The sequence below is a fragment of the Natronosalvus caseinilyticus genome, assembly GCF_017357105.1.
GTDB classification, from domain to species: domain Archaea; phylum Halobacteriota; class Halobacteria; order Halobacteriales; family Natrialbaceae; genus Natronosalvus; species Natronosalvus caseinilyticus.
The window spans coordinates 808,945-823,179 of record NZ_CP071596.1 but is presented as its reverse complement, the minus strand read 5'-3'; the positions used below and the strand labels follow the sequence as shown (position 1 = coordinate 823,179).

7 protein-coding genes are annotated in these 14,235 nt (G+C 63.1%); 3 read left to right on the top strand and 4 right to left on the bottom strand.

What is annotated here, in order from left to right; genetic code table 11:
- The first annotated feature begins 11 nt into the window (after positions 1–11).
- Positions 12–1,922, top strand: coding sequence for an ATP-dependent DNA helicase (locus J1N60_RS03945; RefSeq protein ID WP_312910866.1), 1,911 nt, complete (start codon positions 12–14; stop codon positions 1,920–1,922).
- A gap of 342 nt (positions 1,923–2,264) precedes the next feature.
- Here the strand turns inward: J1N60_RS03945 and J1N60_RS03940 are convergent, their stop codons facing one another.
- From J1N60_RS03940 to J1N60_RS03925, 4 genes are all read right to left on the bottom strand, one after another.
- Positions 2,265–3,452: a hypothetical protein gene (locus tag J1N60_RS03940; RefSeq protein ID WP_312910864.1), complete on the bottom strand. Its 1,188-nt coding sequence runs from the start codon at positions 3,450–3,452 to the stop codon at positions 2,265–2,267.
- Complete coding sequence (locus J1N60_RS03935; RefSeq protein ID WP_312910862.1) at positions 3,449–9,172, bottom strand: hypothetical protein; 5,724 nt, start codon at positions 9,170–9,172, stop codon at positions 3,449–3,451. The genes J1N60_RS03940 and J1N60_RS03935 overlap by 4 nt, the downstream gene beginning before the upstream one ends.
- 120 nt (positions 9,173–9,292) lie before the next feature.
- On the bottom strand, positions 9,293–10,414 hold the full coding sequence (locus J1N60_RS03930) for a class I SAM-dependent methyltransferase (RefSeq protein WP_312912531.1): 1,122 nt from the start codon (positions 10,412–10,414) through the stop codon (positions 9,293–9,295).
- A gap of 133 nt (positions 10,415–10,547) precedes the next feature.
- Positions 10,548–11,669: a 60S ribosomal export protein NMD3 gene (locus tag J1N60_RS03925; RefSeq protein ID WP_312910861.1), complete on the bottom strand. Its 1,122-nt coding sequence runs from the start codon at positions 11,667–11,669 to the stop codon at positions 10,548–10,550.
- A 640-nt stretch (positions 11,670–12,309) separates the two neighbouring features.
- Here J1N60_RS03925 and htpX point away from each other — a divergent pair.
- A complete protein-coding gene (htpX, locus tag J1N60_RS03920) occupies positions 12,310–13,200 on the top strand; it encodes a zinc metalloprotease HtpX (RefSeq protein WP_312910860.1) in 891 nt (296 codons plus the stop codon).
- 287 nt (positions 13,201–13,487) lie between these two features.
- Complete coding sequence (locus J1N60_RS03915) at positions 13,488–14,195, top strand: class I SAM-dependent methyltransferase (RefSeq protein ID WP_312910859.1); 708 nt, start codon at positions 13,488–13,490, stop codon at positions 14,193–14,195.
- Positions 14,196–14,235 lie beyond the last annotated feature (40 nt).

The following is a 14,235-nucleotide window of genomic DNA, read 5'->3' as shown; positions in this document are numbered from 1 at the left end:
TGACTCGAGTGGTGAATCCCGACCGGATCTTCGAGGCGTTCCCCGCGCCGAGCTACCGGGGCAACCAGGAACAGGCCCTCCGCGACATCCGCGACGCCTTCGAGGCGGGCAACGACGTCGTTCTCGTCCGTGCACCGACGGGCAGCGGCAAGTCCCTGCTGGCTCGCGCGGTCGCCGGCTGTGCCCGTACGGTCGACGAGGCTGACCCGGTGGAGGCGACCGGCGCCTACTACACGACTCCGCAGGTCTCCCAGCTCGACGACGTGGCTGGCGACGACCTGCTCCAGGACCTGAACGTCATCCGCGGGAAGTCGAACTACACCTGCATCCTCCCCGGCGAACTCGACACGCCGGTCAACCAGGCCCCCTGCGTCCGCGAGCGGGGGTACGATTGCTCGGTGCAACACCGCTGTCCGTACTTCTCCGACCGGGCCATCGCCTCCAATCGATCCATCGCGGCGATGACGCTCGCGTACTTCATGCAGACCGCGGGCAGCGAGGTGTTCCGCAAACGCGACGTGGTCGTGATCGACGAGGCCCACGGCCTCTCCGAGTGGGCCGAGATGTACGCGACGATCCAGCTTGGCCCCCGGACGGTCCCGTTCTGGGACGACCTTCGGGTCCCCCAGGTCGACTCCGTCGAAGCAGCCGCTCGCTACGCGGAGGCACTCGGTCGGCGGTGTACCAGTCGCAAGGACGAGTTGCTCGGCCAGGAATCGCTGTCCCCTGGCGAGGTGCGTGAGCGGGACCGCCTCCAGGAACTCATCGGCGAACTCGACTTCTTCGTCGAGGACTACCGCGACCCGCAGAGTCCGACGACGTGGCTGGTCGACCAGGCCGAGGCGGCGGACTCGAGTCGCGACGGAGGGTCGGGCTCGAGCGACGAGGACGAAACCGAGAATCCACAGGGCGGGCCCCTCACCATCAAACCGATGGACCCCGAGCGCTACCTCCGGTACACCGTCTGGGACCGGGGCAACAAATTCGCGCTCCTCTCGGCCACGATCCTCAACAAGGACGCCTTCTGTCGCCACGTCGGCCTCGAGCCCTCGCGGGTCGCCCTCGTCGACGTCGGCCACACCTTCCCCGTCGAGAACCGGCCGCTCTACGACGTCACCCAGGGCAAGATGACCTACGAGCATCGCGAGGAGACCCTGCCGAAGATCGCCCGGACTATCGTCCGCATCATGCAGGCCCACCCCGACGAGAAGGGGCTGATCCACGCCCACTCCTACGCGATCCAGGAGCAACTCGAGTCACTCCTCACCGATTTCGGCGTTGGCGACCGCGTTCGAGCGCACAGCCGGGACGACCGGGACGCCGACCTCGAGGCCTGGAAAGCGTCCTCGGACCCGGACGTCTTCCTCTCGGTGAAGATGGAGGAAGCCCTCGACCTCAAAGGCGACCTCTGTCGCTGGCAGGTGCTCTGCAAGGCGCCGTTCCTGAACACGAGCGACTCGCGGGTGGCTCACCGACTCGAGGAGGGGCAGTGGGCGTGGTACTACCGGGCGGCGCTCCGGACCGTGATCCAGGCTTGCGGACGCGTGATCCGCGCCCCCGACGACCACGGGGCGACCTACGTCGCGGACTCGAGCCTGCTCGATTTATTCGAACGCGCCCGGACGGACATGCCCGACTGGTTCGCGGAGCAGGTCGATCGCCTCTCGGAGCCCGCATTGCCCGAGTTCGAGCCGCGGGCAGCGCTCGAGGCGACGGACGGGGACGGGGGCGGCAGCGGCGGGTACTCGAGAACGTCCTCGCACAGTACGTCGAGTTCCGGGCCGAAAGAAGGGACGGGCTCAGGCGGGAGCGCGAACGAGAGCGATGCTCGAGGCCGATCACAGTCGCGGTCGCGATCACGACGCGGCCGACGCTCCTCGAAGCGAAGCCCGCTCGCGGACGTCTGGGATACCGACGGCTAAGTTAGAAGATAAACGTCGCGCCCCAGGCGACCATCGACGAGATCATCAACAGGGCGAACAGCGCCGCGATGATCTGGTTCAGGTTCATATCGGGATGGTTCGAACCCAAGTCGTATCAAGTTCACGACCGAGCACATCGTCTCGCCGGTGGAGCCAGTATTCGCCGAAAAGTCTGTTCGACTCGAGCCGAAGGTGTCGCCTATAGATTAATTTTGCTCTCCGAGCACGTATTCAAAAGCGGCGGCCCGAGGGCTGCCTTCACTAGGTCGCCAAGGATGCACTCATCGCTTTCGTGCTTTATGCGAACAGTACACGTGCCTGCCCCAGGAAAGAAAACGGCGATTAACGGCGCCGTCCGGCGCCTTTCAGCAGCGTAACGTCGTCGACCGGCAGTTCTGCCAGCGACTCGTCGAACGTGTGTTCGTCGGTCCGATCCTGGACCACGACCAGTTTCCGGCCCACCGTTCCGTCCTCGAACGCGGCTGTCGCGTCGGCTACCAGTTCGTCGTCGTAGGCGTCGCGCCAGGTTGCCTCCTCGAGGGCCGCTGCAACCCACTCGTCGGAGAGTACCCGGCCCGCTTCGCGCTCGGGAACGTCGTCGGCACTCACCGGCTCACCGCCGGGGTGATAGATCCGTCCTGCAATTACGGGTCGATCGTCCTCGTCGCGTTCGAGTTCGAAGAACCCGACGTCGCTCGTGACTTGGAACGCGTCCAGGTCCACGTCAACGTCGAGTTCGGTATCGTCCGCTGGCATGTCTTCTCGCAAGAGCGCCTCCGGGAGCCGACCGGACTTCCGGGAGACCCTCAGGCCGCGTCGACGCGCAAGCACGATGTGTGCACACACGTGATGAAGGACGAACCAGCGAGGGTCGTCCGGATCGGGTTCCTCCGCAGCGTAATAATCGTACAGTTCCGAAAGGCTCGTTTGAGCCGCCGATTCCGAGCCATCTACGAGTGCGCGATAATACACCGGGATCGCCTCCCAATACGGGCTCTTCTCCTCGAATCGTTCGAGGCTCTCCTCGAGGTTGGTGAGCAACGCCCGTACCGACTTATCGTCGATTGCGATTGCGGCCTTAACCTTTGCATTGTAGTATCGCGCCGGCGCGCTGAGAGACGATTCGGTGAAGGCATCGAGATAACTTTCGTCCATCGCGAGCGTGGCGGCTGCGACGTTCGCGAGTAATTCCTCGTCGCGACTCAGGACTGCAGCGTTGACCGCCCGCGCGAACATCTGTGGTTCGTGGTTCCACTTCGCCTGCTCGGTCATATCGCGTCGCAAGCGACACGCTTCGATGTGCGCGAGATAGCACTTGGCGACCTCTCCGAAACACGTTCGGGACTGGTGAACCGCTCCGAGTAGCGCCGCGAGTTTTCCGAGGTACTCGAACTGCCTAGCGACGGCGTAGAGATACGTGGTCGTCCCGTCGGTCGGGACCTCGCCGTTTTCCCACCACCGGATTCGTTTTTTAGTCTCGTCAACCTCGTCTTCGAAGCAGGCACGGATTTCGTCGTCGGTGAATGTCATTCCGTCACACCTCCAGTTCGGACGATACGCACGTCGTCCATACCCAATTCCCGAAGATCCTTGTCGATCGTCCTGGACACTGAGGCGTCCTGTACGACGATCGCCTCTTTCTTGTAATCTTCCGTTTCGATCGCCCGTTCCACCGAACTGTACTCTCCGTCGAGATCCATATCGGCTTCGTCGATATCTTTGGCGAACGAATCCGCGATCCACTCGTCCTCCATCTGATCGACTTTCGTTCCGTCGTCTATCGTCCGCTCCGAGTTAAACCGGCTCTTTTTGATCCGTTTTTCCTCGCCGGTGAATTTGACCTCGGTAATCACGTAGTTGCCATCGGCGTCTTTCGCGATGAGGTCTATGCCCTTATCAGTTCCACCCTTCTGCTTTCCGTACACGACTTCCCACCCCTCTCGTCGTTCGACGAGTTTCGGTGCGATCTCCTCTTCGACGACGTCGGCGCCGATTTGCGAATTCCTCATATCTCGGATTTTGTCGAGCGAATAGTCGCTGTTGCTCGTGTAGAAGGCACCCCCGTCGTCAGGGTACGTCAGTTCGACGTCGATGTCGTGTTTTGCTCCCTCGATCACGAGTTCGCCGTCGACGCGCTTCACCGTCGAAATGGAATCCAGATCGTCAGTGGCCCTCAGCGCCTTCGAATCGACGGCACTGCTTACGAGTCGGGCGAACTCCTCCGAAGATAACCGATCCGCCAGAGAATCACGGATCGACGATTCAACTCGCCACATCGGCGAATCGAAATCTGTCTGAATCGTACAGCTCCGAGCGCGAACCGTGCCCCCCGCATAGAATCGATCGTTACCAGACGGCGCTGCGCCATGGACTCGTAGAGCGAAGCTACTCCTGCAGTAGAACTCCAGTGCGTCGCGGACGCCGTCGGTTTCGAGTCGCGCGGCGCGCTCGGCAGCCGCCGAATTGCCCGAGATCGATTCCGTCAGTTGCGCGCGCCGCGTCGCATCGAGTTCGGCGTATTTGGGTGCGAGTCCGGCTCGCACGGCCGGGTCGACGTCCAGACTCGCGAGGTCGTCCAGCGCATCCTGGTCTATCTTCCGAATCGCCGACTGCCCATCTCTATCCGCGCGAAGCAGCGTCCGACCGAGCCGCACTTTCCGCACGTCGGACAGCGCATCTACGTCCGCATCCATCGTCCGCTGGTGGCGCCAGAGCTTGTACGCCCCGCCAGCAGTGTCGGCCTGACTCAGCATCGCTTCCGCGGCGTCGCCGTCGACCGCGAGCAAGATCCGCGCAGTCGCGCGGGCTTTCGTAGCGTCTTTCGCGTCGCTGGCTCGCGAGAGCGCCCGCGCTGCTTTCGTATCGACGAGCTTCGAACCGACCTGCTGAGCGGTCTTCGTGCTCTTGATCGTGCCCTTAGCAGCGTTTGCGCCGGAGCCGCCGAGTGCGGTCTTCACCAGGAAACCGACGGCATACCCCTCGTACCAGTTGCGCTCGAACGTGTCGTACAACGCCGGGTGCTCCTTCTCGTTGAGCGAACCATACGGGTTGTTCCGCGCTTGCGTCTGCTCGACGTTCTGGGCGTAGGCGTGGACGATCGTCTCGGCTGCTCCGAGTCGTTCGTCTCTCAACAGCGCGAGCAGCGCCTTCGTCCCTTCGACCACCTCGTACGGGTCGTCGATGAACTGCGAGACGTCCTGGAACGCGACGCCGAGGCTCGACGAGAGCCCCGAAACCGTGCCGAACTCACTGGCGACCGCCTGATCGACGACCGTTCCGGTGTACAGGTCACCGGCGACCTCGCTGTAGAAGTTCGCCCGCTGGACGCCGACGACTCGAGCCCCGTTGTCGTTCACGTCGCTGCTCTCTACGTAGACCGTCGATCCGGCCGTTACGTCGCCGACAGATTCGCTGACACTGCCGATCGTCTCCGTGGCCTTCGAACCGAAGGTGACGAACGTCGACTTGACGCTGCTGGTATCGACGTCGGTCTCCGATTCGGCGAACTCCTCGGTGAACTCGAGCGTGTCGTAGACGGTATCTCCGCCGCCGTATGATTCGCTCGTCTCCTCGTTTCCGTCCTTGATCAACGCGGCCCGATCGACGCCCGCTGGGTCGTGAATACGAAGCTGTACCCAGTACGTGGTATCGAGACTCTTCGCCGGAATGTGGTATCCCGAGCGTTCGACCTCGATTTCCGGCGGTTGGGCGTCGTACAGCGTCGGATCGCCGATACCTTCGGCTTCCTCCCGATCGGAAACACCGTCTCGATCGGTGTCGCTTCCGGTCGGGTCCGTCGCGAGTTCCTGCTCGCGAGCGTCGCCGAGACCGTCGCCGTCCGTATCGACGCTCCACGGGTTGCTGGTCGACTCGTACGTCTCGTAGGCGTTCGCTAGCGTCTCGGGGTCCGATCCTCCGAGCGCACGCTCGGTCTCGCTAACGCTGGTCGTGCGAACGACCGTGAGGTCACCCTCCCGTTCGGTCCGGTCGTCGAGACCGTCTCCATCTGAGTCGATGTTCGTCGGATCGCTCGCGGGGTTGAGGTAGACGCCTCTCGTCGAGTTCGTGTCGTAGCCTGCGGCCTCCACCGTTTCGAGGAGAGCTCGAGCCCGCCGTTGCTGGCGCTCCGACGCACCGCTGTCCGGTTCGAGACGTTCGGCGACGTCGCTCAGACTCGTCGGTTCGCCGATCTCTTCCCGGTCACTGAGTCCGTCACCGTCCGTGTCACTGTTGAACGGATCGGTCGTAATCGTCCCCCGCGGGGTCAGGAATCCCTTCCGCTCGGTCGCGTCCGGGATTCCGTCACCGTCGGTGTCGACCGCACTGGTGGTAAGCAATTGCGCTCTGAGGTTGACGCCGTCTGCGCTGAGAGACAGCGTCGCTTCGTCGTCACTGAGGGCGGAAACATCGATCACTTCCTTGACGGTCCCTACCGTCCCGATCGACAGGGATTCGGTGACTGTCGTTCCGTTCGCACCGGTGGCGACGAACGTCGCATTAGGGTCGACGTTCGTCTGTTCGGTTTGATACGCGACTGCAATCTCGTCGGTCCCGTCGCTCAGATCGTAGGTTACGGACGCGTTACCGAAGTCGCCGACGGCTTCTCCTGATTCATTCGTCGCGGGTGCCTCAGGTATACGGACTCGTACCGGTTCGTCCATCTCCAGCGAGTGTGATCGCGGGTCGGTCGCTCGGCCCGTCAGGACCTGCCAGTCCGTCAGTTCACCGTAATCGAGAGGAGATTTTGCCGCTTCGTCGTTGAACGCCGGGTTGATCGTCACCGTTTGATTCGTGAGCCCTCCACGGAACACGCCGCCATCAGTCCTAATCCGATTCCATGCCCAGTCGAAGCGCGTGTCGTGCCGGTAATCACCGGGGTCGTCTTTGACGATCCATCTCCCCTGGTCCGTCGGGAGTTCATCGAAGGTCATCGTAACGGCGCCGCCGGAGCCGTCGCTGGGCTTGTCGTGCAGGAGGACCAGACTTAGACCCTCGGGTCCGGACCAGAAGAAGAGCTGACTCTTGTCGCTCTCGGCGATCGGTAACGGCGAGTTGATCTGGGCGTTTTCGTAATCGTAGAACTCCTCGATTCGCTGTCCGTTGCTCAGTGGGACGACATCGAAGCTGTCGGCTCCCTGTTCGACTGTAATCTTTCGAGCGTTCGGCTCGCCTCCCAACACGAGCGTCGAGTTATCCGTGACCTCGCAAGCGGCGTTACACGAGAAGTTCGAACCGGCCTGGAGCGGGACTTCCTCGCTGGTCTCGTCGAGCAGGGTCGCATCCACCCACCCGTCGGCGTCGAGCACCGTGAAGTACGAGAACGAGTCGACTGTCGCACGTGCAGTTCCGTTCTCGATCGTCGACTCGACCGGAATCCAGGTCTCGTTCGCCGACCCGCTCCATTTGAAGACCGAGAGGTCGTCGTATTCGGACTCCGGAACCGACTCGTCGATCGGGATTTCGATGGTTGCGTTCGTGAAGTCGGTCCGATTGACGACGCGAACGGTGGGTCCGGCACTGACGTCGTCACCCTCGAAGTACGACGGTTTCGGCGTAATCTCGATCTGGGAGGCCACGTCGCCCGATCCGCGCATCGTCAGGGAAACGTTGGTCTCCTCGTCGCGGACGGTCGTCTCGATCGTCTCGTCACCGTCCGCAACCCCGTTGCCGTCCGAGTCCACTTCGAGCGGATCCGTTCCCAGTTCGATTTCTTCACCGTCATCCAGACCATCGTCGTCAGTGTCGGGGTCCGCCGGATCGGTCCCAATCTCCAGTTCGCGGCTATCGTTCAGTTCGTCTCGATCGGCATCTGCACGGAACGGGTCAGTCTCCGCCTCGTACTCGTCGTAGGTGGTCAACCCGTCGTCGTCGGCGTCCCACTCGGCGTCCGTGACGCCGTCGCCGTTGGTGTCCGCGCTCGTCTGGTCGAGTTCCGAGTACTGGATTTCGAAGTAGTCAGGAAGCCTGTCATCGTCGGTGTCAGGGTCGAACGGGTCCGTGTCGAACCGACCTTCGTGATAGTTGCTCACGTCGTCGTCGTCGAAATCCTCGAGGCCGTCGATAACGCCGTTGTCGCCGACATCGCGGTCGACGTTCGGCGTGTCGCTATCGGGATCTTGAGGATCGGTCCCGACAACCTCGATTTCGTACGTATCCGGAAGGCCGTCACCATCGAAGAGAACGACGTCGGTATCTGACTGCGTACTGCCGGGTGGCGCACCGTTGCCGTTGCGATTCTTTCCGTTCTTTCGGTCCGACTTTCCGCGCTTTGTGGTTCGCACCGCGCTGCCGTTTCCGCGGTTCGGGACGTCGTCGACGACCTCGACCTCGACGGACGTGATCCGATCGTCGAGCGTGACGTTCGTCGCGAACGTAGCGTTCATTCGACCGGCGTTAGCCTCGATCGGAACGGTCCTCGTTTCGTCGCCAATCGTGACCGTCGCGTTGGTGAGCGTCTCCGGACGAACGTCGAAGACGGTCCCCCGTATCTCTCCTTCGAGCGGTTCGCTTCCGTTTCGCGGCGGGTCGCCGCGAGTGGCGATCGTCACCTCGGGCGGGATTTCGGCGTCGATTCGCTCGAGTGCCTTCGTTGCTTGCATCCACGCGACCCGGTACTGGCGAATCGCGTCCGCCTGCGCCTCGAAGCCGTCCCCGTCCGCGTCCTCAATTCGTCGCTGTGCGCGATTGAACGCGCGTTCCGCGTTCCGTACGTGGGCGGTCGCACTTCGTTCAGTGCCAGTGTGGAGTTCGTCTCCTGTGTGGTCGAGCGCCCACTTTGCGTCCTCTATTTGCTTCGCGGCGGTTTCGTTGTCGGCAGACACGATCAGATAGGCCGCCAGAATCCGCCGCTCGTCGGTCTCAGAGTTGTCCTGCAAAGATAACGATTCGACGGCCGCAGCGGAGTGGTTGAACGCCGCCGGGTCGGATACTTGTGCCGGGCCAGACGTGTACTCCATCGATTCGTTGAGGTGGTCGAGCGCCGCGGCGTCGGAATCGAGACTCGACTCTACCCCCTGCGTGAGAATAAACCGCGCCCAAACCTTCTGAAGCGTCGGACTTCCCTCCGTCAGGTTGTCGACTTCTTGCCGTTCCAGAATTGCTTCCGGTCGGTCAACGCCGATTTCGGATCGATTCGCTTCGTGCGAAGAGTCGACCGCGATGACTGGCGTAATAGCCCCCGTTACAATTATAATCGAAAGGACGATTGCCAGCAATCCTCCCCTGCACCCTCTTAATCCAACGTGCACCATGGATGTTCGATTCCATATCAATATTTTTATTTAGTATTTTCTATTTTCCAATGTTTGATGGGTGGTTTATAGAGGCGAGAAGGCGCACGCGCTACGTAACGGATACCGAGCCCTTCAGGGTCACTCCACGCGGGCGTCCACGACTACGTGCTCGACACCGGCGCTGTGCGACTTTACGCGTCGCTTCTCGAGCACCTCGAGGTCCCGCCCTGCCTCTTCGACGGCCGCCTCGAGCCGGCCGATCGGTCGTGCCCACAGCTCCGGCTCGGGCGTTGCCTCGTGGTAGTGGACGACGCCGCCTGGCTCGAGGGCCTCGAGGGCCGCCGGCAGGAACGAGACAGCCTCCTCGACGCGACTCCCGTGTCCCGCCTCGTCTTCGCCGCCGCCGACGCCGTAGTAGCCCATGACGACCCGGTCCGCACGGACGTCCCCCGCGAGATCGCGACAGTCGCTGTGGTAGGCGTCGACCCGACTCGAGACGTCGTTGGCCATCGCGTTCTCGAGTAGGTAGCGAAATGCCGTCGGATTCAGCTCTGTCGCGGTCACTCGCGCCCCCGCTCGCGCCATCGGGAGCGTGAAGTAGCCGATACCGGCGAACATGTCGAACACGCGCTCGTCGGGACCGACGACATCGGCCATCCGCCGGCGCTCGGCCTGGTTGCCCGGCGAGAACATGACCCGCGTCGGGTCGAGGGCGTAGCGCGTGCCGTCCTCGACGTGGACCGTCTCGGTGTCGCTCGAGCCCGCGAGCAGTCGCGTTCGGGGTTGGCGGTAGGTGCCGGCGTCGCCTTCGCCTTCGCCCTCGCTCTCGCTCTCGTTCGAGATCCCCTCGTCGGCGAGCACGCTGTCGGCCTCGCCGTGGAGGTCGAGGAGGGCCTCCCCAAGGTCGGTCTCGTCGGGGCAATCGTCGGGAACGCGAACGAGGATCACCGAGCCGATAACGGCCCAGGAACCGGGGGCCGCCTCGAGGTCGTCGTCGCTCCATCCCCGCTCACGGAGATGGTCGGCCAGGTCGCGGGTACGGTAGGCGGGGTCGATTTGACGGACGACCTCGAGGACGGCCGTTTCCGAGGGTGGCTCGAGCACCGGGAGCGCCACGGTCTCGGAGCCGTACTCCCGCACCCGGCGATCGTCGTCGTAGACGCCCTCGGCCCGCAGGGATTCGATCGCTGTCTCCGAGCGCGGTTTCTCGACGACGACCGCGAGCGGGTCGTCTCGCGACTCGAGCGTGGTCGAGGCCATTGCTATAGAATTTGTAGTATTGTCGTCGCTACGCGGGTTCGAATCATTATCCGAACTCGAGGCGTCGTCTCGAGACCCGCCTTCGCCTCGAGACCCGCCTTCGCCTCGAGACCGATCGTCCTCCCCGGAGCCCTCACTCATCGTCCTCTGGCAAAATGTGCAATCCAGCGCGACTCTTCAGTGCCGGCACCTCGTCGGCGTCGGCGTCGACGTACTCGGGACGAGAGATCGTCTTCGCCTGGTAGGTCTCGGGGTCGAGCACCTGGATCGAGCGCTCGTCCTCGACCGTGACGACGGTCGCCTCGACGGCGTCCTGGCGCTCCCCGAGTTTACGGGCCTCGGGAGAGTTCCCCTCCTCGTAACTCGCTTCGTAGCGCTCGCCCGTCCGCAATCGGATCCCCTTGAGGTTGCCGTGGGCGCTGCTGACCAGGACGGGCCCCTCGTCGTCGTCCGCGAGGTCGATCACGTCGCCGGGAACGTACGGCGGGAGCCGGACCGCGAACGTCACGCGGTAGACCCCGTTGCCGTCCTCGTCCTCGGTCACCAGGGTTTCGGCGTCGTTGACGGTGCCGCCGAACTCCTCGACCATCTTGTTCGCGATCTTCTTGCCGATCTTGTTGGTCGAAACCCGCATGTTGAGGCCGTCGTCGGTCTCCGTGGTCTCGGTGATGAAGGCGTTTCGATCCCCGGTCGCCTCCATGTCCGCGACGATGGTCTCGGCGATTTCTCTCGCCCGCTCGAGTTCCTCCGTCGTGGGCGTCCGACCCTCGGCCCTGATCTGGACGATGCTGGCGTAGTAGTCCCCGGCGATGCGGCCACACCGGGTACAGGTCTGGCGAGCGATCTTTACGGGAATCATCACCTGCTCCTCGACGGGCGTTCCGCGAACCGTCCCCGTGAAGTAACAGTGCATCCGGATCGTGTTCGGCCCGACCTCCTCGGGTTCGACCTGCCAGGCGACGTCCTCGACGTCGACGTGGACGGCCAGGGCCTCGCTCACTTCCTCGATGGCGACGTCGGTGTAGTCCTGTGCGCCGACGTCGACCCAGCGACGGCCCCGGTGAACGGCCCCACACTGGGCACAGACGCGCACGTCGATCCGGTCGGGCGCGTCGATGAATTCGAAGTCGTCGAAGTAACAGCTGTCACAGAGGTCGACGTCCGTCCCCGGTCGAAGGGGGTCCGTCGCGTCGCCTTCGCTCCGCTCCGGCACCGGATCGCCACAGCGGGGACAGAACGCACGCGAATCGGTCATGTCCCGTGGTTGGGGACTGAGGGAGTTAAACGACGCGTTCGTCGCCGACGCCGGTCCGTTTCCTCCACCGGAAATAGAGGGGTTCGACGGGCCGTTCGGTCACAGCGTGTGGGAACTCCACCCGAAACCAGGGGTTTGCGAATCGTGTTATCAGGGCACACGGAATTCGTCTCCGGTGAGTGCGCGTTTCGCGCGATACGCCGGATCTCCCCACCTGGTGTCGGTTTCGATCGTGGTGCTATCGATCGTCAAACATGTAGAACGCCATATTTCACGCTCGTCTGACGTTTCCGGTGGAACGCGAAGACCGGACGTCTGACGCGTGGCGTACGCTCGAGCGCCCACACCGGTGGTCGCCTCCACGTGTTCGCCTTTCCAGGGGAAATAGAGGGGTTTGGGAACGCTCGCTCGGTGCTTCGACGTACCCGCTCGAGCACTCGCGACTCATTTGAAAGAGGGAGTGTTGGACGTCGAAGCGTATCGAGGAAGCGATATCGTCGGCAATCTGCGTCGTCGCTGGAGTTCGATGGAGGTGCCCACGAGGCGCGACTCGAGACGAGCGAGCACGGAGCGCCGGGCCCGGCACCCGCTCGAGGCGCGTTCGCGGCGGATTTATCCGCCCCCGGTCCGTTGTTCGTGTATGGACTGGAAACCGGACTGGGGATTGCGGTTTCGGATGTTCCTCACGATGTTCCTGCTGTTCGCCCTGTACATCGTCTTCGCAGGGGTGCTGACGGCGTACATCGCGGGCGGAGCGAACCTGCTGATCTTCGGCCTGCTCTTCGGTGGGATGTCGCTGGTACAGTACTACTTCAGCGATACCCTCACCCTCAAGACGATGGGCGCGAAGACAGTCTCCGCCGAGGAGTACCCACAGCTTCACAGCGCCGTAGAGCGCCTCTCCCAGCAGGCCGACCTCCCGAAGCCGAAAGTCGCCGTCATCGATTCGAAAGTACCGAACGCGTTCGCGACGGGGCGAAACCAGAAGAACGCCGCCGTCGCCGTCACCACAGGACTGATGCGGACGCTCGACCGCGACGAACTCGACGGCGTCCTCGCCCACGAGCTCGCCCACGTCAAGAATCGAGACATGATGGTGATGACCATCGCCTCGTTCCTCTCGACGATCGCGTTCATGATCGTCCGCTGGGGCGCCTTCTTCGGCGGCGGCCACGGTCGCGGCCGCGGCGGTGGTGGTGGCGTGATCGTCGCCATCGTCGTCTCGCTGGTCGTCTGGATCGTGAGTTACCTGCTAATTCGGGCGCTCTCGCGGTACCGCGAGTTCGCCGCCGACCGGGGTGCTGCGACGATCACGGGTAAACCGTCCGCGCTCGCCTCCGCGTTGCTAAAGATTTCGGGCGAGATCGACAAGGTTCCCGACAGGGACATGCGCGAAGAGGCGGAGATGAACGCCTTCTTCATCATCCCGCTGAAATCGGGCATCGTCGGTCGACTCTTCTCGACCCATCCATCGACCGAGCGCCGGGTCGAGAGCCTGCGCCAGCTCGAGCGCGAGATGGAGACGGTCTAGATCCTCGCTCAATCGTCGACCTGCACCGGATTCGACGAGAGTCCGCGACGGACGCCGAAAACTATTTAACCCGCCGCAACAAATTATTACATATAATAAGAGATCGAATTAAAATCGGTGCTTTCTTTTATCACTACCAACACGTGTATCTACAGCGCTCGAGAACCCTGATTTCGGGCGCACTGTAAACCGACGACTCGCCTTCGATCCCATAGCGACGGCTCTCTCCAGGAGTCGACCGCTCCCGCCGACCGACACCCGACCGAACGAATAGCAACTCCTCACGCATGCCAGACGCTCCTTTCGAACAAACCATCGACTGGAACCGCTTCTGGGAGACCGCCGACGCGGACGACCGCGCCGGCGCGACCCCCAGTACCCACCACCTGACCGACCTCCTCGAGGACTTCGTCGCCGCGAAAGGCGTCCCTGATTCGGCCGCGGACGTCGGCTGTGGCCCCGGCGAGGTCGCTTTTACCGTCGCGAAACGCCACCCGAAAACCAGCGTCGTCGGCTACGACGCCGCCGACTCGATCCTCGCGGAGAACCGCGAACGAGCGAACGCGAACAGGATCGCCAACGTGCGCTTCGAGCAGGCCACGCTCCCCGAGTTCGATCCCGACCGGCAGTTCGACCTCGTCTGCTGTTACGCCACGTTGTGTTACGTCGACGACACCGAACGCGCGCTCCGCGCGCTGTACGACGCGGTCACCCCTGGAGGCTACCTCGTCCTCGGCTACATCACCGAGGCCGGACGAGACCACTACGACGGCCGTCTCGAGAATCCCGATGCGTGGCGCGAACACGACCCGGACTTCGATCCCCACGGGTTCGCCAGGCGGTTCCGGCTGGTGCTCGAGGGGGAAAGTACGCTCTCCGAATCGGCAATCGAAGACACCCTCGGCACTCCGCCGCGGCAGTTCTGGGAATTCACCGAGAAACCCGAGGAGCGCTGGGCCTGGGATCACGTTCCGTTGGTCTGGTTGCCGAAATGAGTCCGTTCCAGGAACGCGGCGAATCCAGTCGAGACGCAGA

Coding starts and splice junctions, on each gene's coding strand:
- J1N60_RS03940 (WP_312910864.1), bottom strand. CDS start 3,452: ATGACATTCACCGACGACGAAATCCGTGCCTGCTTCGAAGACGAGGTT.
- J1N60_RS03935 (WP_312910862.1), bottom strand. CDS start 9,172: ATGGTGCACGTTGGATTAAGAGGGTGCAGGGGAGGATTGCTGGCAATC.
- J1N60_RS03930 (WP_312912531.1), bottom strand. CDS start 10,414: ATGGCCTCGACCACGCTCGAGTCGCGAGACGACCCGCTCGCGGTCGTC.
- J1N60_RS03925 (WP_312910861.1), bottom strand. CDS start 11,669: ATGACCGATTCGCGTGCGTTCTGTCCCCGCTGTGGCGATCCGGTGCCG.
- htpX (WP_312910860.1), top strand. CDS start 12,310: ATGGACTGGAAACCGGACTGGGGATTGCGGTTTCGGATGTTCCTCACG.
- J1N60_RS03915 (WP_312910859.1), top strand. CDS start 13,488: ATGCCAGACGCTCCTTTCGAACAAACCATCGACTGGAACCGCTTCTGG.